20 protein-coding genes are annotated in these 20069 nt (G+C 38.0%); all 20 read left to right on the top strand.

What is annotated here, in order from left to right; translation table 11 throughout:
* Positions 1-5 precede the first annotated feature (5 nt).
* Positions 6-572 carry a ribonuclease M5 gene (gene rnmV / locus ACE1TG_RS12130; protein ID WP_375052654.1) on the top strand — a complete coding sequence of 189 codons (567 nt, stop codon included), beginning with the start codon at positions 6-8 and terminating at the stop codon, positions 570-572.
* Entirely contained in the window at positions 562-1443 is an 882-nt protein-coding gene (gene rsmA / locus ACE1TG_RS12125) for a 16S rRNA (adenine(1518)-N(6)/adenine(1519)-N(6))-dimethyltransferase RsmA (RefSeq protein ID WP_375052653.1), read from the top strand. The genes rnmV and rsmA overlap by 11 nt, the downstream gene beginning before the upstream one ends.
* 188 nt (positions 1444-1631) lie before the next feature.
* Positions 1632-2504 carry a sporulation peptidase YabG gene (yabG, locus tag ACE1TG_RS12120; protein ID WP_375052652.1) on the top strand — a complete coding sequence of 291 codons (873 nt, stop codon included), beginning with the start codon at positions 1632-1634 and terminating at the stop codon, positions 2502-2504.
* 309 nt (positions 2505-2813) lie between these two features.
* Positions 2814-3074, top strand: coding sequence for a biofilm formation stimulator Veg (gene veg / locus ACE1TG_RS12115; protein WP_092490955.1), 261 nt, complete (start codon positions 2814-2816; stop codon positions 3072-3074).
* A 262-nt stretch (positions 3075-3336) separates the two neighbouring features.
* Complete coding sequence (locus ACE1TG_RS12110; protein ID WP_375052651.1) at positions 3337-3696, top strand: SCP2 sterol-binding domain-containing protein; 360 nt, start codon at positions 3337-3339, stop codon at positions 3694-3696.
* Between the two features lie 105 nt (positions 3697-3801).
* Complete coding sequence (locus tag ACE1TG_RS12105; protein WP_375052650.1) at positions 3802-3984, top strand: small, acid-soluble spore protein, alpha/beta type; 183 nt, start codon at positions 3802-3804, stop codon at positions 3982-3984.
* Between the two features lie 696 nt (positions 3985-4680).
* Entirely contained in the window at positions 4681-5538 is an 858-nt protein-coding gene (gene ispE, locus ACE1TG_RS12100; protein WP_375052649.1) for a 4-(cytidine 5'-diphospho)-2-C-methyl-D-erythritol kinase, read from the top strand.
* Between the two features lie 66 nt (positions 5539-5604).
* Positions 5605-6417, top strand: coding sequence for a pur operon repressor (purR, locus tag ACE1TG_RS12095; RefSeq protein WP_375052648.1), 813 nt, complete (start codon positions 5605-5607; stop codon positions 6415-6417).
* Between the two features lie 151 nt (positions 6418-6568).
* A complete protein-coding gene (spoVG, locus tag ACE1TG_RS12090) occupies positions 6569-6859 on the top strand; it encodes a septation regulator SpoVG (protein WP_092506310.1) in 291 nt (96 codons plus the stop codon).
* Positions 6860-7231: 372 nt separating this feature from the next.
* On the top strand, positions 7232-7588 hold the full coding sequence (locus tag ACE1TG_RS12085) for a hypothetical protein (RefSeq protein WP_375052647.1): 357 nt from the start codon (positions 7232-7234) through the stop codon (positions 7586-7588).
* 155 nt (positions 7589-7743) lie between these two features.
* The gene (gene glmU / locus ACE1TG_RS12080) at positions 7744-9123 is read left to right on the top strand and encodes a bifunctional UDP-N-acetylglucosamine diphosphorylase/glucosamine-1-phosphate N-acetyltransferase GlmU (protein ID WP_375052646.1); all 1380 of its coding nucleotides are present in this window, start codon (positions 7744-7746) and stop codon (positions 9121-9123) included.
* A gap of 14 nt (positions 9124-9137) precedes the next feature.
* Entirely contained in the window at positions 9138-10091 is a 954-nt protein-coding gene (locus ACE1TG_RS12075; protein WP_375052645.1) for a ribose-phosphate diphosphokinase, read from the top strand.
* A gap of 201 nt (positions 10092-10292) precedes the next feature.
* Positions 10293-10925 carry a 50S ribosomal protein L25/general stress protein Ctc gene (locus tag ACE1TG_RS12070; RefSeq protein WP_375052644.1) on the top strand — a complete coding sequence of 211 codons (633 nt, stop codon included), beginning with the start codon at positions 10293-10295 and terminating at the stop codon, positions 10923-10925.
* Between the two features lie 126 nt (positions 10926-11051).
* A complete protein-coding gene (gene pth, locus ACE1TG_RS12065) occupies positions 11052-11612 on the top strand; it encodes an aminoacyl-tRNA hydrolase (protein ID WP_375052643.1) in 561 nt (186 codons plus the stop codon).
* 76 nt (positions 11613-11688) lie between these two features.
* Positions 11689-11919, top strand: a complete 231-nt coding sequence (fin, locus tag ACE1TG_RS12060) for an anti-sigma-F factor Fin (protein WP_375052642.1) — start codon at positions 11689-11691, stop codon at positions 11917-11919.
* Positions 11920-12052: 133 nt separating this feature from the next.
* Positions 12053-15577, top strand: a complete 3525-nt coding sequence (gene mfd / locus ACE1TG_RS12055) for a transcription-repair coupling factor (protein WP_375052641.1) — start codon at positions 12053-12055, stop codon at positions 15575-15577.
* 136 nt (positions 15578-15713) lie between these two features.
* The gene (gene spoVT, locus ACE1TG_RS12050; RefSeq protein WP_375052640.1) at positions 15714-16250 is read left to right on the top strand and encodes a stage V sporulation protein T; all 537 of its coding nucleotides are present in this window, start codon (positions 15714-15716) and stop codon (positions 16248-16250) included.
* A gap of 512 nt (positions 16251-16762) precedes the next feature.
* Positions 16763-18343: a putative polysaccharide biosynthesis protein gene (locus ACE1TG_RS12045; RefSeq protein WP_375052639.1), complete on the top strand. Its 1581-nt coding sequence runs from the start codon at positions 16763-16765 to the stop codon at positions 18341-18343.
* Positions 18343-19791: a bifunctional methyltransferase/pyrophosphohydrolase YabN gene (yabN, locus tag ACE1TG_RS12040; RefSeq protein ID WP_375052638.1), complete on the top strand. Its 1449-nt coding sequence runs from the start codon at positions 18343-18345 to the stop codon at positions 19789-19791. Before ACE1TG_RS12045 ends, yabN begins: the two co-directional genes overlap by 1 nt.
* Before the next feature lie 5 nt (positions 19792-19796).
* A complete protein-coding gene (locus ACE1TG_RS12035) occupies positions 19797-20054 on the top strand; it encodes an RNA-binding S4 domain-containing protein (protein ID WP_092490940.1) in 258 nt (85 codons plus the stop codon).
* The last annotated feature ends 15 nt before the right edge of the window (positions 20055-20069 follow it).

Below are 20069 nucleotides of genomic sequence, written 5' to 3'. Positions count from 1 at the left end.
ATACATTGATGATCAAAGAGATTATTGTTGTTGAGGGTCGTGATGATACAGCTAAAATCCGTCAAGCTGTTGAGGCAGATACAATCGAGACAAATGGATCAGCTATTGATAACATAATTCTAAAACAAATACAGCATGCTAAGGCTAAACGTGGCGTTATTATTTTTACCGATCCTGATTATCCAGGTGAGCGTATTCGTCAAATTATTGATAATGCTGTTCCTGGCTGTAAACATGCTTTTTTAACACGTGATAATGCTCGCGCGAAGCAGTCTAATAAAAGTCTTGGGATTGAACATGCATCAATCGCAGCAATCCGAAAGTCATTACAGGATGTTTATGAACTGAAAAATCACGAAGACAGTGAAATTACCAGGGAAGATCTGATCACATATGGGTTAATAGGAAGTCCAAAAGCAAGTTACAGAAGAGAACGTCTTGGTGAATTACTTCAAATAGGACATACCAATGGGAAACAGCTGCTTAAGCGTCTTACTATGTTTCAGATATCAAAAGCCCAATTTGAAAAGTCGATAAACCAAGTACTGCGGGAGGAAAATAATGCCAAATAAAAAAATTGCTACCCCTAAACGGACACAGGAAATACTGAAAAAATATGGATTTTCCTTTAAAAAAAGCTTGGGACAAAACTTTCTAATCGATGTAAATATCCTGGAAAATATCATTAAGCAAGTTGGAATCGATAAATCGACCACAGCGATTGAAATTGGTCCAGGTATTGGAGCATTAACAGAGCAGTTGGCAATTCACGCTGATAAAGTGATCGCCTATGAAATTGATCAGCGTTTACTGCCTATTTTGGAAGATACACTAAAAGAATATGAAAATGTCCAGGTTGTTCACCAGGATATATTGGATGCAAATGTTGATGAAATGATTAAGAATCACCTCAAACCAGATCAATTGGTTCATGTTGTGGCGAATTTGCCGTATTATATTACAACTCCAATTTTAACGAAATTGTTACGTGATAAACTACCTGTAACAAGTTACACTGTAATGATTCAAAAAGAAGTTGCTGAGCGAATGGCAGCCAAGCCAAACAATAAGAGCTATGGTTCATTAACGATTGCTGTTCAATATTATACAAATGCTGAAGTATTAATGAATGTCCCTAAAAGTGTCTTCATGCCGCAACCAAATGTGGATTCAAGTATTTTGAGGCTGACAACCAGGAATGAACCACCTGTTCAAGTGGATGATGAGGATTACTTTTTTGCACTTGTGCAGGCGTGTTTTGCACAAAGAAGAAAAACATTGCGAAATAATCTGGTTCGTTATTTTAATGATGCATATGACAAAGAAATGATTTCTGCGATACTTGAACGAATTAGTATTGATGGAACAAGGCGTGGAGAGTCATTAAGTATGCATGAATTTGCAGTATTGGCTAATGCATTTTTCCGAGCTGCAGAAAATTAATAAAAAGCTACTGCTCTTTCATCAGGAGCAGGTGAATGACAATATAATTAGCCCACAGAAACGCATGGATAGCAATCCATGCGTTTAAATTATTTGCCTTATTTAATTAAAGGCACAGAAGAGCCCTTTTTTTCATAGTCTATGGATAGGATATGCTTTCATCCGAGTGAAGGCTGTGAGGTGGCTTTATGAGCTTTTCAATAGGTGAATTAGTAACACGTATATCACATAAACATGATTTGTTGTTTCGTATTGCATCGTTGACAGAGGATGCTGCAGTAGTTCACGGCGAAGATATTCGTCTCGTTGCAGATGCTTCGTTGGACGATTTAACACATGTACAGGAACGGGATTTACAAAAAAGAAAACAGAAAGAAAAAGAACAGGAAGAATTCTCTTACAGGCTATTTCGTCAGGACTATCAATTAATGAAAGAAAAACGTGATTATCAGTCAAGTGACGGGTATCAGAACACATCCAGTTTTTTTCAATTGCCAGCAAAGGTGCTGCACATAGATGGGGATCGAACCTATTTAAGAAAATGTATTGAATTATATAAGCGAATGGGGTTGCAGGTTCATGGCGTTTACGTTAACGAGAAAGAGATGCCATTTGAAATTGGCACATTAATTGAAAAAATCCAGCCAAATATTATAGTCATAACAGGTCATGATGCCTTTTCAAAAAATAAAGGTCTCAAAAATGACCTTCGTGCTTATCGTCATTCCAAATATTTTGCAGAAACCGTCCGTGCAGCACGGCAAAAGGATCCACACTTAGATCAGCTTGTAATATTTGCTGGCGCCTGTCAATCTCACTTTGAATCACTGATTAGAGCAGGAGCAAATTTCGCAAGCTCCCCATCACGGATAAATATTCATGCATTGGACCCAGTTTATATAGCAGCAAAAATTGCCTACACTCCATTTATGGAGAAGGTTAGCGTATGGGATGCGTTGCGCAATACATTAACTGGCGAGAAAGGTATGGGTGGAGTAGAAACTAGAGGTCTCCTCAGAACGGGGATGCCATATATTGCGGAAGAAGAATCCGAAGAGTAAAGCTGATGCACTAGACATCAGCTTTACTTATTGAAAGTTACTGCAGGAGTTTAACGAGCTTTAATTAAAAGATTGCACTACAAAATTTAGATTTCTAAACTGGCTAAATGTAATTTCGTTCGGGTCTTTTTAGCGATAAGCCAAGATTTCTAACAAAAATTAATACATAATTTGTTAACATTTTGAAATAATAGGCAGAAAGGCTGAATTTACTTGTTGACATAGAAAAAGATATACTGTTATAATGTTATGTTTTATTTGACGATTATACAAGCTTGTGATATTATATTAATAGTGAGGTGGAGTATAGTGGCTAAAACATTAATAGAAATTAAGCAAGGTCTTGAATGCCAAATTGGAAAGCGATTAAAACTTAAAGCCAATGGCGGTAGAAGAAAAACAATTGAACGATGCGGCATATTGGCGGAAACATATCCTTCTGTTTTCATTGTTGAACTAGACCAAGATGAGAATTCATTCGAACGTGTTTCATATAGCTATGCAGACGTGTTAACAGAAACTGTAGAATTGAACTTTAACGAAGAGAGAGCATTGATGGTAGAGCAGTAAACTTAAGTTTACTGCTTATATTTTTAGCAGTTAAGAACCAATATGGCTGCCAAATGCGCAGTCCCCATCTAGTCATGAATATGAATTTAATCGAATTAGAGACATTTTCCTTATAGCAGATGAGGTTTTGCGGACACCAGGGACCTTATTTAGCACATATTGCCTTTATTAACCATGATATATGCAAAATAAGGGCTTCTGTGTCCGGATAAGTTCGACGAACGATAAGCCAAGTTTTCTAATCTGAAAAGGGGGAGCAGAGATGGAATCATTGGAGAGGTTTTCGGTCAAAGAGATATGGGAACAGATTGACCAGCAGTTGCAAGCAAATAAAGCCCCGTATAAAGAAACGAATGCAGTCTATGAGTTCCATTTAATGAATGATGTTGATGTTGTGAAGTACCAATTGGAGTTTACGGATGGTGAGGCAACAGTTCATTATACGAATGAGAAAGAATCGGACTGTATCTTGAAAATGAAAGTAAAACATTTTAAAAAGTTTCTGCTTGGGAATTTAAATAGCACGACAGCATTTATGACAGGGAAGCTTAAAATCGATGGTAATATAAATTTAGCACTAAAATTAGAAAATATGCTGAAGCAGTATCAATTTGAAAGTTAAATTATTTCCTTTTTTGTATACATATAACTGGAGTATGGTGCGGATAAATACATAAGCTATACATGTCGTAGGAATAAACTCTTATACGAAAGGGGATGTTCTTTCATGGCTAGACGTGGCGGAATAATGTCAGACCAACTGAAAGAAGAAATTGCCAAAGAGTTAGGCTTTTACGACACAGTACAACAAGAAGGCTGGGGCGGCATTAAGTCGAGAGATGCTGGGAACATGGTGAAACACGCACTTGAAATGGCCGAGCGAAATATGAACCCGAATGGCAGACCCTAAATGGGTTTGCCATTTTTTCGCAGTTAAGAAACCACCATGGCTGCTAAAATGTGCAGCCACCACCTATTATGAAAATTATTTTGAATATAGCAGATTCAAGGTTTTGCGGACACCAGAGACCTTATTTAGCAGAAATCCACGAAAATGGTGGTATTTGCGGACACCAGGGACCTTATTTCACATAAATACAGTCAAATAACCATGATATAAGTGAAATAAGGGCTTCTGTGTCCGGTTAACTTCGAGAAGGTTACTTTTATATAGAAATAGCGTCTCCTGTGTCCGTTAAAATCAAGTCAGAGAGGTATTTTCATACAAAAGTATAAATCCTTTCTTATTGCATAAGTGTAACTAAGGCACTCGCCATTAAGGCTTGGCGAATGCCAAGTTTTCTAAGCAATTAAGTATAGATTTATTTTCTAATTAGGTAGTGGAAAAACGAAAAGACATCAGGCAGAACATTTGGAGATCAAACAAATAGCATAAAAAATTTACTGCGGCTCGATACAGTTGCCTCCGCTTTTCTTATAATCCAGTTAAGGCTCTCTAGGGTTCGCAACATAAGCAACCAGACACTTCGAACGAAAAACCACTCGTTCTACAGTTTTTTTGCTTATATGGTCACCACAAACCAGTCGCCTTCACTTTTAATTATATGATACAATTTGGTATAGTTTTAAAAAGTGGGTGACGGAGATGGTTTTATTTGAAAGAGCGCCAGCCAAAATAAATTTGTCGCTTGACGTCCTCGGTAAACGAGATGATGGATATCATGAGGTAGAAATGATAATGACATCTGTAGATTTAGCTGATCGTGTTGAACTATATTCGGTTGATGGAGATAGAATAGAGGTATCTGCTGATAACCAGTATGTTCCAAATGATGAGCGGAATCTTGCATATAAAGCAGCACTTGCTTTCAAAAATAAATACCGGATAAATCTTGGCGTTCGAATTGAAATAGAAAAAAACATACCCGTGTCAGCTGGTCTTGGTGGTGGAAGTAGTGATGCTGCTGCTGTATTGCGTGGGCTTAACCGTATGTGGTCTGTAGGTGCATCTTTAAAGGAATTAGCTGAATTAGGGGAAAGCATTGGATCTGATGTGCCATTTTGTATTTATAGCACTACTGCACTCGGCACTGGTCATGGCGAGAAAATTCGTGAATTGCCTGCACCGCCCCCTTGTTTCGTTATATTGGCAAAACCGAATATTGGAATTTCCACACGGAGTATTTTTCAAAAAGTAAATCTACAAGAAATTTCACACCCAAATACAAATGAAATCATCCGTGCTTTGGAAGAAAAAAGTTTCTCGAACTTATGTGCAAATATCGGTAATGCGTTGGAAACTGTGACATTTTCCTTTTGTCCGGATGTACAGCATATTAAGGAAAAAATGGTAGAAGCAGGAGCCACCGGTGTACTGATGAGTGGAAGTGGTCCAACCGTTGCGGGGCTTGTCGAACACTATAGCAAAGCAAAACGTATTTATAACGGGTTAAGGGGATTCTGTAACCAGGTCTTTATCGTTCAACTACTTGATCGTCGTTAAAACTTGCTTAAATACGTATGATGATGATATAGTTGATGAAAATCATTCGGTTTTAGAGGTGTATTTATGAAAAGAAGTGATCGATTAGTCTCCTTAACAAATTATTTTTTTGAAAATCCTAAAAAACATACGTCACTGCCGTTTTTTTCCACTAAGTATAATGCTGCCAAATCATCTATAAGTGAGGATTTGGATATTGTTGATCGCGTAATGCGGGAAGAAGGAATAGGTCATTTGCAAACACTCCCTGGTGCCGCAGGTGGTGTCAGATATATTCCAAACCTCTCAGGAGAAAACAGCAAGCAGTTTATACAGGATCTCTGTAATACGTTGGAGGACCCTGCTAGAATTCTTCCTGGCGGCTATTTATATATGAGTGATATTCTTGGTAACCCAAACACAGTTAAGCAAATTGGACGAGTGCTGGCTTCTGCATTCTCTGACTTGGGAATTAATGTTGTGGTTACAGTTGCAACGAAAGGAATTCCACTTGCGTATGCAGTGGCATCTTTTCTTAATGTTCCTGTCGTGATTGTCAGAAGGGATCCAAAAGTAACAGAAGGGTCGTCTGTAAGCATCAATTATGTTTCAGGTTCATCCAGGAAGATTCAGACGATGGTTTTGCCAAAGCGAAGTTTACAGGACAATGCCAATGTATGTATTATTGACGACTTTATGAAAGCTGGTGGCACCATTACGGGAATGACTAGCCTTTTAGATGAATTTAATGCAAACGTAAAGGCTATCGGTGTTCTGGCAGAAGCAGACGATGAGGAAGACGAACGCGTTGTCGATAATTATACTTCGTTAATTAAAATTACCAATGTGGATATAAAACAGAAAAATATTGAGGTTTTGCCAGGTAATTTTCATAGCTGAATCAAATAAAAATCTTTCATAAATTGAAAGATTTTTATTTTTTTGCCTTTTTTTGGTTTTTTTCAAATTTTTTTTTAAAATAGGCAGGAATTCTCATTGTTTTGTTGAATTATTGATAATAAGTTCAAAAGGGAAAAGGTGGTGAAACATCATGGAAGTAACTGACGTAAGATTACGCCGCGTTAACACAGAGGGAAGAATGCGAGCAATTGCATCGATTACTTTGGATCAGGAGTTTGTTGTCCATGATATCCGTGTCATCGATGGAAATAATGGATTGTTTGTAGCTATGCCATCCAAACGTACTCCTGACGGTGAATTCAGGGATATTGCACATCCCATTAATTCCAATACTCGTGCAAAAATACAGGACGCGGTACTTGAAGAATACCGTCGTGCTGGTGAAGAAGAAGTGCGATATGAAGAAGCGGGCGCTTCCTAAAAACATGATCAACGAGAGGTCTAATCTGCATCCAGGTTAGCCTTCTTTTTTTGTAATTCTATAAAATCAGAGTCGTTTTTCCTAACGGGTTTAGGTACAAGGAAATACATAGATAGTACACTAATTCCGAACCCAAATGAGGGTTTTTTAGAAAACTCGGCTTATCGCCAAGAGTTAATATAGATAAGCCTTAGTTGCACTTATGCAGTAAAAAAGTATTTATACTTTCTTATCTGCCAAACAAATAACGGAACGAGGATCCGCCAACCAATCGAAGTGAATCCTCGTTCCGTTAAATAGCAAAAAAGGTGCTCTCGTAGGGGTGGGCCGGATCCTCATTCCGCTAAATGCAAAAAATCAGCCAAATTTGAGGTGAAAAAGACAAATAGCGGAATGAGGATTCATCCCGATGCTAAAAACAAGAGTTTTCAAGCAAATAACGGAACGAGGATCCGCCAACCAATCGAAGCGGATCCTCATTCCGCTAAATGCAAAAAATCAGCCAAAATTGAGGTAAAAAAGACAAATAGCGGAATGAGGATTCATCCCGATGCTAAAAACAAGAGTTTTCAAACAAATAACGGAACGAGGATCCGCCAGCCAATCGAAGTGGATCCTCATTCCGCTAATAGCAGAAAAGGTGCCCTCGTAGGGGTGAGCCGGATCCTCGTTCCGTTAAAAATGGGTTCTGCAACAACAGGGGCGAAATGTATGCTGATTATTAAGTAATACCTCACAGTATATCGATTTTTATTTCAGGAACAACAATCTACTAAAATGCAACCTTTTTCCAAAAATTATTAATCTCCATATTCTTGTATCTGTTGAAATCATCTCTTTTTTGAGATATATTCATAATGGATAATTAGAATGGAGGATTCTTCATGGCGAACCGTTATGCTATCATTCTTGCAGCCGGACAGGGCACAAGAATGAAGTCAAAATTATATAAAGTGCTACACCCTGTTTTAGGTCGTCCAATGCTGCAGCATGTGATAGGACAATTAAACACTGTGCAGCTGGAAGATATGGTTACTGTTGTGGGGCATGGTGCTGAAAAAGTGTCTGACCATATTGGAGACCAAAGCAGGCTTGTCATTCAGGAAGAACAGTTAGGAACCGGACATGCCGTAATACAGGCAGAGGAGTTATTAAAAGATAAGAATGGAACGACAATTGTAGTGTGTGGAGACACGCCGCTAATTACAAGTGAAACATACCAAGCGCTTTTTGATCATCATGAACGAGAAGGCGCTAAGGCGACCATTTTAACAACAAAACTTTCAAACCCTACAGGTTACGGTAGGGTTATTCGTAATGAAAACAATGAAGTAGAGCGGATTGTAGAACACAAAGATGCAGATGACCAGGAACTGTTAGTTAATGAAATTAATACAGGTACATACTGTTTTGACAACAAAGCATTGTTTGAGGCTCTGCAAAAAGTTTCAAATGATAACGTGCAAGGTGAATATTATTTACCAGATGTAATTGAAATCTTGCGAAGTGAGGACGAGAAGGTTAGTGCCTCAATCACACCAGATTCTGAAGAAACCCTTGGTGTTAATGACCGTGTGGCGTTAGCTCAGGCGGAAGCAGCAATGAAAAAGCGTATCAATGAAAAACATATGCGAAATGGAGTTACAATTTTAGATCCAGATAACACATATATAAGCCCAGATGTTATAATTGAACAGGATGTCCTGATACATCCTGGGTCAATTATAAAGGGTGAATCAATTATAAAAACTGATGCTGAAATAGGCCCGCATAGTGAAATTATTAATTGTTCAGTTGGTGAAGCAAGTACTGTTAAACAAAGTGTTGCCAAAGATAGTAAAATAGGCAGTCGTGTGCAGATTGGACCATATGCTCATATCCGGCCAGAAGCATCAATCGGCGATGAAGCAAAAATCGGGAACTTTGTTGAAGTGAAAAAGACAGTCATCGGAGATAAAAGTAAAGTCTCCCACTTAAGTTACATTGGTGATGCAGAAGTTGGAAGTAATGTTAATATCGGTTGTGGAACGATTACGGTTAACTATGATGGAAAAAATAAATATTTAACCACAATTGAAGATGATTCGTTTATTGGCTGCAATTCTAATCTTATTGCTCCTGTTACAGTAGGGAAAGGTTCTTATGTTGCTGCAGGATCAACGATTACGAAGGATGTCCCTGAAGATTCGTTATCTGTTGCGCGTGCAAGACAAACGAATAAAGAAGGCTATGCATCAAGGATAAAAAACAGAAATAAAAACTAACGGAGGGTTATCTCATGGCATCTAGCTACAAGGATCGGTCTTTGAAAGTCTTTTCATTGAATTCAAATCGTAAATTAGCGGAGGACATCGCAAGCCATATTGGCACAACATTAGGTGAGTGTACGGTTTCTGCTTTTAGTGATGGTGAAATTCAAATTAATATTGAAGAAAGCATTCGCGGCTGTGACGTGTATGTTGTTCAATCAACTTGTGCTCCAGTCAACACGCACATTATGGAGCTATTAATTATGATTGATGCACTAAAACGAGCTTCAGCAAGATCAATCAATATTGTTATGCCATACTACGGTTATGCCAGACAAGACCGTAAAGCAAAGTCAAGAGAACCAATTGCTGCTAAGCTTGTAGCTGATTTGCTTGAGACAGCTGGCGCTAGTCGTGTAATTACACTGGATTTGCATGCGCCACAAATTCAAGGTTTCTTTGATGTGCCGATAGATCACTTGCAAGGTGTGCCAATTTTGTCTAATTACTTTGAAACGAAGAATTTTGAGGACTTAGTTATCGTTTCCCCTGATCATGGTGGTGTAACACGTGCACGAAAAATGGCCGATCGTCTTAAAGCACCAATCGGTATAATTGATAAACGGCGTCCACGTCCAAATGTTGCAGAAGTTATGAATATCGTTGGTAATATTGAAGGCAAGACAGCAATTCTTATAGATGATATTATTGATACTGCAGGTACAATTACACTGGCAGCGAATGCATTAATTGAAAACGGTGCTAAAGAAGTTTATGCCTGCTGTACGCATCCTGTTTTATCAGGTCCAGCGATTGAACGAATTGATAATTCGAAAATAAAAGAATTGATTATTACGAACTCAATTCCACTTCCTGAAGAGAAACAAAGTGATAAAATTACTGAATTATCGGTTGCACCATTAATTGGTGAAGCAATTATTCGTATACATGAATTGCAATCGGTAAGTATTTTATTCGATTAAACGTTTGAAATGATAAAAATACGGGAATAAAAAATGCGTAGAAATTTTGTCTATTACTAAAATTATGTTTTAATAGTAAGAGATGATCAGCAAACTTTTGCTTATCGCTACTTGATGGCGAAAGCTTTAGTTACTAGGAAAGATTTTTGCCATATAAACTTGGTGAAGTTCCAGGTTTTTAAATAATGGAGGGTGATAAACATGGCAGTAAAACTAAAAGCAACAAAACGGGAAGATCATTCAAAATCTGCAACAAAACAAATCCGTGAAAGTGGACATGTACCATCAGTTGTATATGGAAAAGATAAGGATTCTAAAGCGATTGCTGTAAATAGCATTGACTTAGTGAAAACGGTTCGTGACGAAGGCAGAAACGCGATAATATCACTTGAAATTGAGGGTGATAAAGCGGAAGATGTAATGTTGCACGAATATCAAATGGATTCACTTAAAGATGAATTAATTCACGCTGATTTCTATATCGTAAATATGGCTGAGGAAATGGACGTAGAAGTACCATTGAATCTCGAGGGTGAGGCAATTGGTGCTAAAGAAGGCGGTGTCCTGCAGCAGCCATTATTTGAATTACAGGTAAGAGCGAAACCTGCAGATATTCCTGAGCAAATCTCTGTTGATGTTTCAGAACTTGGAATCGGTGATACGATTGCAATTTCCGATTTACCAAAAGCAAGTAAATATGAATTTCTAGAAGATGCAGATACCACTGTTGCAACGGTAGTACCACCAGATACATTGGATGAGACCGACGAGGAAGTAGATGAAAATGCTGAACCTGAACTGGTTGGTGCGAAAGACGACGATGAAGAAGAGTAAATAAGTTTTGGACTTAAGCATATGAACCCTCCTATATCTTTATAGGAGGGTTTTGCTTTATTTTCTGACATAAAGACAGTACAATATAAAAAGTTAGATAAACTCGTCCATAAAGGAAGTAGCAGAATGAAATGTATCGTTGGGTTAGGTAATCCAGGAAGAAAATTTAAAAAAACACGCCATAATATTGGGTTTATGGTAATTGATGAATTAGTGGATCGCCACAATTGGAAACTAAAGAAGGACAAGTTTAATGGAAAATCAACGGTTGAGTTTCTTGGAGATGAAAAAGTTATTCTCCTGCAGCCTCAAACATATATGAACCTCTCTGGTGGATCTATTCGTCCGTTAATGGATTTTTATAATATTGATGTTGATGATATTCTTGTAATTTATGATGATCTCGATCTGCCAACGGGAAAAATTCGGTTGCGTCAAAAAGGCAGTCACGGCGGTCATAATGGAATTCGTTCCACTATTGAACATTTAGGCACCAAAGAATTTAAACGGCTTAGAATTGGGATAGGACGTCCTTCAGGGCCAATACAAGTAGTTGACTATGTACTTGGATCATTTCCAAAAGAAAAACAGGAAGCAGTTGATTCCGGTATTCAAAAGGCAGCAGATGCATGTGAAGCGTGGTTAGAAAAGTCATTTCCCGAAGTAATGAATGAATTTAATAATTAGAAATCACATATAGTATAAAAAGATGCTTTTCGGATAAACTTTATTATACCCCATGTTTATTCGAGGAGGTTTTTGTATGTCTATTGTCTACAAATGCAGACATTGTGGACAAGAAATTGGTAAATTAGATCAGCAAGTAGTAGATACATCGATGCTGGGGTGGAACAAATTGTCAGCTGAAGATAAACAGGAAATGATTCAATATCAAAATAATGGTGATGTCCATATTAAAACCATTTGTGAAAACTGTGAAGAATCACTTGGCAATCATCCACAGTATCATGAGTTAGATTATTTTATACAATAACATACGTAAAGAAGCTTTGGTTATTTCAAAAGCGTGCATGTCGGTTAGCAACGTAAGTAAAAAAACACTTATTGCTGAGCGATGGAGCTCAACGCTAACCAAGGCATTTTTGCACTTAAGCAGGTGGGGAAAAATGAAAGGGATTAATGAATATTTACGATCAAAAGAAGATGTTGAATCAATAATTAATGGAATTTCCGGCGGCATGAAGGAACAGCTTGTTGCGGGGCTGTCAGGCTCCGCAAGAAGTTTACTTGTGTCTGTTATTAATGAATCATTACATAAACCAGTCTTACTAATCACACATCAACTTGTACAAGCGCAACAATTGTATGATGACCTTGCAGAGTTTATGGGTGATAAACAAATCCACTTGTATCCTGTAAACGAATTGATTGCTTCAGAGATTGCTGTTGCAAGTCCTGAATTAAGAAGCCAGCGCATAGATGCATTGACTGAGTGGTCACAAAGCGAGTCAGGAATCTTAATTGCCCCAGTCGCTGCTTTGAAGCGTATTTTACCACCAGCAAGTTATTGGCGTGATTATCAGTTACGTTTTACCTTTGGTGAGGAAATTGACGTCGAGGATTACCTATCATCCTTAGTAGATATGGGTTATGAACGGACAGCAATGGTAACAGCACCAGGAGAGTTCAGTCGACGAGGCGGCATTATCGATATATATCCTGTAACAGAATTAAACCCTGTCCGTATTGAGCTATTTGACGAAGAAATAGACTCTATACGCTTTTTTGATGCGGAATCTCAACGGTCATTGGATAAAAAGAAGGAAATTATAATTGGTCCCGCTACTGAACTTTTGTTAAGTGAGGAAGACATGGTAACAGGAGCGCAGCGTGTGGAAAACGCCTTATCTGATTCACTGACAAAATTAAAAAAACCGGAAGCGAAAGAAACACTGATTGAGGTAATGGAACATGATATTGAACGGCTAAAGAATCTGGAACGTTTTCAGGAAATGTATAAATATATTGGTTTTCTCTATAATAATCCTGCTAGTTTGTTAGATTATTTACCTTCAAATGGTATGGTTATAATGGATGAAATGAGCAGAATCCAAGAAACGGCAACGCATTTGGACTCAGAGGAAGCAGAGTGGTACAGCAGCCTGTTAGAGTCGAATAAAATGGTTCGTGGCAGTAAATTTTCGTTTGACTGGCATTCGGTATGGGAAAAAATGACCCAACAACGGCTCTATATGTCCGTTTTCTTACGGCATATACCGAATACACAACCTCAAAATATTATTAATCTGTCGTCAAGAGCCATGCAGGAGTTTCATGGCCAGATGAATTTATTTCAAAATGAATTAAAACGCTGGGAAAAAGGCGATTTTTCAGTTGTCGTTTTAGCACCAAACAAAAAACGGGCAGAAAAAATCCATTCCATTTTTCTAGACTATGATATTGATTCAGTCGTTACAAATAAGCTTGTGCTTCCTGTAGCTAAGCCAACAATAGCTGTAGGCAATATTAGCAGTGGTATTGAAATGCCGATGCATAAATTGGTCTTAATAACGGAAAATGAGCTTTTTAAAAAGAAAATGAAGCGCACACGTAAGAAGCAGAAGATCTCAAACGCAGAACGTATTAAAGACTATCAGGAGTTAAAAGTTGGCGACTATGTTGTTCATGCTAACCATGGTATTGGCAAATATATAGGCATTGAAACACTTGAAGTTAGTGACATGCACAAGGATTATATGCTAATTAAATACTCAGGTGATGATAAACTTTTCGTCCCGATTGATCAGATAGATTTAGTACAGAAATTTGTTGGCTCAGAAGGCAAGGAGCCAAAGCTATATAAACTGGGTGGAAGTGAATGGACGAAAGTAAAGCGTAAAGTACAATCGTCCGTTGAAGATATTGCTGATGACCTAATTAAGCTATACGCAGAACGCGAGGCACGAAAAGGTTATTCATTCAGTGAAGATACAGAAATGCAGCGGGAATTCGAAGCATCGTTTGCATACCAGGAAACGGAAGATCAGCTGCGGTGTATTGAAGAAATCAAACATGATATGGAAAGAGAGCGTCCAATGGATCGGCTGCTTTGTGGTGATGTCGGTTATGGGAAGACAGAAGTTGCCATACGTGCTGCCTTCAAAGCGATTGCTGATGGAAAACAAGTGGCTATTTTAGTTCCAACGACAATATTAGCCCAACAGCATTTTGAAACAATTAGTGAGCGGTTCTTAGACCATGCAGTAAATATTGGTATTTTAAGCAGATTTCGAACGAAAAAACAACAAAAGGAAACAATGGATGGGCTTCGAAAAGGGTTAGTTGACATTGTAATCGGAACCCATCGTCTATTATCAAAAGATGTGCAATTTCGTGATTTAGGACTACTCGTTGTTGATGAAGAGCAACGTTTTGGTGTAAAACATAAAGAAAAAATTAAGGAGCTTAAAACAAATGTCGATGTCCTTACATTAACAGCAACACCAATTCCAAGAACGCTTCACATGTCAATGCTTGGTGTTCGTGACCTATCAGTAATTGAAACACCTCCAGAAAATCGCTTTCCGATCCAGACATATGTAATGGAGTACAACCCGATTTTTATACGAGAGGCGATTGAGCGGGAAATGTCCCGAGGTGGACAAGTATTTTTCCTCTATAATCGTGTTGAAAATATTGATAGTGTAGCGCGTGAGCTAGGTATGCTTGTTGATGATGCGAAAATAGCTGTAGCTCATGGCCAAATGAATGAGACAGAGCTTGAAAATATTATATTTGCCTTTTTGGAAGGTGAATACGATGTTCTGGTAAGTACTACAATAATTGAGACTGGTGTTGATATTCCAAATGTTAATACATTAATTGTGAATGATGCTGATCGAATGGGTCTGAGCCAGTTGTATCAGCTTAGAGGACGTGTAGGCAGGTCGAACCGCGTTGCTTATGCATATTTCACATATCAGAAGGACAAGGTACTTACTGAAATTGCTGAAAAGCGTTTACAAGCGATTAAAGAATTTACGGAGCTTGGTTCTGGATTTAAAATCGCCATGCGTGATTTGTCCATTCGTGGAGCAGGGAATCTATTAGGGTCTCAACAACATGGATTTATTGATTCGGTTGGATTTGATATGTATTCCCAAATGCTGAAAGATGCAATTGATGCACGTAAATACGGAAAAGAACTCGACGACATTAAGGTATTTGAACCAGAGTTAACACTAAATATTGATGCATATATTCCTGACACATACATCAAGGACGAAAAACAAAAGATTGAAAAGTACAAACAGTTTCAAACAATCGAATCAACGGATGACATTGAAGATTTACGAGAGGAATTAATTGACCGATTTGGCGATTACCCTGAAGAAGTAGGGCATTTGTTCGTTGTGTCATCGTTAAAAAGGGCTGCAAAACAACAGCGGGTTGAAACAATAAGTGAAAAGAATAAAAAAATCGAGTTGCTTGTAGATGGAGACCGCAGTCAACAGGTTGATGGGTCAAAGTTATTCGAACTTGCCAATAATTTTGGTCGTGAAGTCCAGCTTGGAACAGAAGGGAATAAATTAAAGGTGATATTCAAATGGACAAAAGACACACAACACAAACGTTATGATATAGTCGAGAATTTTATTACCCATTTGTCTGAAGTGAATCGTGATGATTAGAAAATTCCTTCAGGATGTATAGTTCTTCAAAGATGTTTTATACTATAGACACAACTGGTGTTTTTTTCACATTGAGGTAAACATTGAAATTACATAACACCAGAGACAATCATCATTAGGAAAGTGAGGCATCATAATGAAGGCAACAGGAATCGTACGTCGAATTGATGATTTAGGTAGAGTAGTTATTCCAAAAGAAATCAGACGCACATTGCGTATACGAGAAGGGGATCCATTAGAAATATTTGTCGATCGTGAAGGCGAAGTTATTTTAAAAAAGTATTCACCTATTAATGAACTGGGGAGTTTTGCAAAAGAATACGCAGAAGCATTATTTGATTCATTGCACTATCCTGTACTAATCTGTGACCGCGATGAAGTAATAGCAATAGCTGGAGAATCAAAAAAAGATTATTTAAATAAGAGTATTGGAACACAACTGGAAAAGACGATGGAAAATCGCTCGCCTGTATTTGAGACAGAACCAGCTAAACTGGAAACCATCCAAGGAAAAGATGAAGAGCTTGACTCTTATTGCATAAGTCCTATTATTGCAAATGGTGACCCAATTGGCTGTGTCATGATGTTTTCAAAGGAAGGCAAAAAACTTAGTAATATCGAACAAAAAAGTACCGAAACGGCTTCAAGCTTTTTGGCCAAGCAAATGGAATAGTAGTAGCTAAGAACAAAAGCCAGTTAGCAACGTTACTGGTTTTTGTTCTTTTTTGCGTGTCTGTTTTGTTGCAATTGATATAACTGCGAAAACAGCATCAAAGTGAAAATTTTCTTTTGTGCTACTTTCCTTTGTCTAATGATGGTTGAGTGCTTTGTTTTGTTCCGGCGGGATATTTAACTTTCGTTCTGGATACCAATGCGACATTTGCTCAACCGTCTTCTTCGGTTATGAACTATTACTTGGAGAAAACAACAATCCTATATTAGGTCTACTACACCTACTATCGTTTATGAATGAACAAAAGTGGCATTGTTAGCGAAAAAATATTTTCGCAGGTGCCACTTTTCACAAGCGAGTTTCGATTGTACTAGTAAGAATGGTAGTATAGCTGGTATGCTATAATAGTTAAAAAATGGTTAGAAAAACTGGGCTTATCGATAAGCCTAAGTTGCACTTATGCAGGAAGAAAAAATATATACTTTCTTAACTACCATAGAAAGGCGTTTTTCATGGACGGGAATGAGACCAATAAATTAGTAAAAGGTGCATTGCTTCTTACTTTAGCGGGTTTGATTAGTAAGGTGCTGAGTGCCGGCTACCGGATTCCATTGCAGAATCTGACAGGGGATATGGGTTTTTACATCTATCAGCAAGTTTATCCGTTTCTTGGTATTGCATTGGTTCTGTCATTATACGGATTTCCTTCAGCCATATCAAAATTAACCGTGGATCTAAAAGCACAGGGAATGGGGCCATCGTTTACCCGTTTTTATGTACCCATATTTTTGCTTTTATTTTCCATTAGCAGTGGTATATTTTTATTCTTATTTTTTAATGCACAGGAAATTGCAGTGTGGGTAGGAGATGCCAACTTAAAAAGAACTTATGAATTAGCTGCTTTTACGTTCTTGCTTGTTCCTTATTCAGCATTGTTGCGAGGTGTTTTTCAGGGAATGAAACAAATGAAGCCCACTGCTCTTTCACAAGTAGGGGAACAATTCATTCGTGTACTCCTGATTATCCTGGCTGCAGTATTTATTTATGCTAGTTCAAGTGACATATATAGCATCGGACAAGCTGCAGCAATAGCTTCGTTGTTTGGTGCATTAGCCGCAATCCTGATACTAATTTTCTTTTTTATGAAAATGAAACCAACAGTAAAACTTCAATTTGATATTCCATGGAATTACTATATAAGTACATTATTAATCTTCGGCATGATTGCTGCACTAAATCACATGCTGTTAATAATTATACAATTTGCCGATACGTTTACGCTTGTTCCTGGTCTCATGGAGTATGGTTTGTCAGATATCGATGCAAGGAAGGCTAAAGGAGTGTTCGATCGAGGGCAGCCATTGATACAGCTTGGAACAGTTTTAGGCTCTTCATTTGCTTTGGCGTTGATCCCAACAATTTCACAGAACAAGCTCAAAAATGACCCTAAAGCATTTCACACATATATTGAAAGTGCGCTAGTTGTTAGTTTTTACTTAGCTGTTGGTGCGACGCTTGGGTTAATAATAATTTTTCCAGAAGCAAATACACTTTTATTTCAGAACGGGGATGGTACGGGAAGTCTACGGATTCTGGTTATATCCATTTTCTTAAGTTCGATTGCAATTACGGCAGCGTCTATTCTTCAAGGATTAGGCTATATTAAACGTACAGCCGGATTTATACTTGTCGCCTTTTTTATAAAGTGGATTACCAATCAGGCTCTCGTGCCATTGTTTGGAATAATGGGCAGTGCAATTGCTACGGTATTCAGTCTGGCAATACTTGCTGTACTCATGCTACTTGCATTAAAAAGAAAGCTGCCAAAACTGAAGGTAGAGAAGCATATAAATTGGCGTGCATTCACCATAGCTGCAGCAGGAATGATATTCTATATATTTTTAATAGATTACCTCTTACCTGGCAGTTCAACTCGCTTTGGATTACTAGTATATGTATTATTTGTTGTAATAACTGGAGCGCTTCTCTATATTATTTTGCTAGTAAGATTCAGGGCTTTTTCGAAAAAAGAAATATCGATGCTTCCATTAGCACCGATATTGACCAAAATCCATAGAGGGAGGGAAATGTAGTGGAGAACAAAATTGAAATTATCGGTCTTGGGTCAGGAGATATTGACCAGCTCTCGCTTGGGATTTACAAAAAATTATCGAACACAAACACTTCCATTTATGCACGAACGATCAATCACCCGGTAATAGACTCATTACAGGATGAGGGGATAAAATTTTACTCGTTTGATGAAATCTATCAAACAACGGAGCAATTTGATGAAGTATACCGTCGTATTGTGGATTCACTAATGGAAGCGTCATACCGTAATTCCGTTATTTACGCAGTTCCCGGTCACCCGATGCTTGCTGAAAAAACCGTTCAACTGTTGCTGGAACAGGATGCAGTACCGGTGGAAGTCATTGGAGGACAGAGTTATCTCGATGATTTGTTTACATCATTACGAATTGATCCAATCGACGGGTTTCAGTTTGTTGATGGAACAGGGTTTAACCGCAGTCATTTAAATTATCGGCAGCATATCATTTTTTGTCAGGTTTATGACCAGTTTATCGCTTCAAATGTAAAATTGGAATTGCTTGAGGATCTGCCTGCAAGTTATCAAGTAACGATAGTTGAAGCGGCTGGCAGTTCCCAGGAGAAAATTACAACAATTCCTTTGGAAGAACTTGATCATTCATTGGAAGTTAATAATTTAACTTCCGTTTATATCCCTCCAGCGCCCGCGCATATGCTAAACCATACGTTTTCGAGGTTGAGGGAAGTAATTGCTGTATTGCGTGGACCTAATGGATGTCCATGGGATAAAAAGCAAACACATGAAACATTACGGGAGTATGCAATTGAGGAAGTATACGAAGTAATTGAAGCAATTGATAATCTGGATGATGAGGGCATTGTGGAAGAACTAGGTGATCTTCTATTGCAAGTATTGCTTCATAGTCAGATCGGCGAGGATGATGGGTATTTTACAGTTGATGACGTTATTCGTTCGATTACGGATAAAATGATTCGTCGACACCCACATATTTTTGCTGACAAGACTGTCGAATCTGTTGAGGATGTTTACAAGACATGGGATGCACTAAAGCAGGAAGAAAAAGGAGATTATCGTAAATCAGTACTAGATGGTATTCCCGCTGGTTTGCCAGCATTAGCAAAAGCATTCAAGCTTCAGAAAAAAGCAGCTAAAACAGGGTTTGATTGGGATGATATAAAGGATATATGGAAGAAGCTGCAGGAAGAGCTGGATGAGGTTGATGAAGCTATTTTAAGGCAGGAAAAATCAGAAATAGAAAAAGAACTTGGCGATGTACTATTTGTACTTGCAAACATATCAAGGTATTATAAGGTAAACCCGGAAATTGCTTTAAACCAAACGAACCAGAAGTTCCATTCCCGATTCTCCTATATTGAGGAACAATTGGAGAGCCATGGAAAAGACATTTATCAAACAACCTTGGAGGAAATGGATCATTACTGGAACCAAGCAAAAAGAAGAGAGTGATAGAATTGCGTTTAGACAAATTTTTAAAGGTTACAAGACTAATTAAACGTCGGACAATGGCAAAAGAAGTCGCTGATCAAGGGCGGATTACCATTAACGGTAACAAGGCAAAGGCTTCATCAATAGTATCTGTTGGAGATGAACTGGTCATTAAGTTCGGACAGAAGTTGGTAACACTTGAAGTGAACGCCTTAAAAGAAGCAGTGAAAAAAGACGAAGCAGAGATGCTTTATAAAGTAATTAAGGAAGAGAAAGTTAACTAGTATAGTTCTACACTT

The sequence above is a fragment of the Virgibacillus sp. JSM 102003 genome, from assembly GCF_041949995.1.
In the GTDB taxonomy this organism is placed as follows: domain Bacteria; phylum Bacillota; class Bacilli; order Bacillales; family Amphibacillaceae; genus Lentibacillus.
The sequence above is the reverse complement of the archived record's forward strand: the minus strand, read 5'-3'. Positions and strand labels throughout refer to the sequence as shown.

What these genes read in the sequence shown, in the direction of transcription:
- ispE (WP_375052649.1), top strand. Translation starts at nt 4,681, where the DNA reads ATGGTTTTATTTGAAAGAGCGCCAGCCAAAATAAATTTGTCGCTTGAC.
- rsmA (WP_375052653.1), top strand. Translation starts at nt 562, where the DNA reads ATGCCAAATAAAAAAATTGCTACCCCTAAACGGACACAGGAAATACTG.
- ACE1TG_RS12110 (WP_375052651.1), top strand. Translation starts at nt 3,337, where the DNA reads ATGGAATCATTGGAGAGGTTTTCGGTCAAAGAGATATGGGAACAGATT.
- yabG (WP_375052652.1), top strand. Translation starts at nt 1,632, where the DNA reads ATGAGCTTTTCAATAGGTGAATTAGTAACACGTATATCACATAAACAT.
- spoVT (WP_375052640.1), top strand. Translation starts at nt 15,714, where the DNA reads ATGAAGGCAACAGGAATCGTACGTCGAATTGATGATTTAGGTAGAGTA.
- mfd (WP_375052641.1), top strand. Translation starts at nt 12,053, where the DNA reads ATGAAAGGGATTAATGAATATTTACGATCAAAAGAAGATGTTGAATCA.
- ACE1TG_RS12105 (WP_375052650.1), top strand. Translation starts at nt 3,802, where the DNA reads ATGGCTAGACGTGGCGGAATAATGTCAGACCAACTGAAAGAAGAAATT.
- ACE1TG_RS12075 (WP_375052645.1), top strand. Translation starts at nt 9,138, where the DNA reads ATGGCATCTAGCTACAAGGATCGGTCTTTGAAAGTCTTTTCATTGAAT.
- ACE1TG_RS12070 (WP_375052644.1), top strand. Translation starts at nt 10,293, where the DNA reads ATGGCAGTAAAACTAAAAGCAACAAAACGGGAAGATCATTCAAAATCT.
- ACE1TG_RS12045 (WP_375052639.1), top strand. Translation starts at nt 16,763, where the DNA reads ATGGACGGGAATGAGACCAATAAATTAGTAAAAGGTGCATTGCTTCTT.
- pth (WP_375052643.1), top strand. Translation starts at nt 11,052, where the DNA reads ATGAAATGTATCGTTGGGTTAGGTAATCCAGGAAGAAAATTTAAAAAA.
- glmU (WP_375052646.1), top strand. Translation starts at nt 7,744, where the DNA reads ATGGCGAACCGTTATGCTATCATTCTTGCAGCCGGACAGGGCACAAGA.
- fin (WP_375052642.1), top strand. Translation starts at nt 11,689, where the DNA reads ATGTCTATTGTCTACAAATGCAGACATTGTGGACAAGAAATTGGTAAA.
- spoVG (WP_092506310.1), top strand. Translation starts at nt 6,569, where the DNA reads ATGGAAGTAACTGACGTAAGATTACGCCGCGTTAACACAGAGGGAAGA.
- purR (WP_375052648.1), top strand. Translation starts at nt 5,605, where the DNA reads ATGAAAAGAAGTGATCGATTAGTCTCCTTAACAAATTATTTTTTTGAA.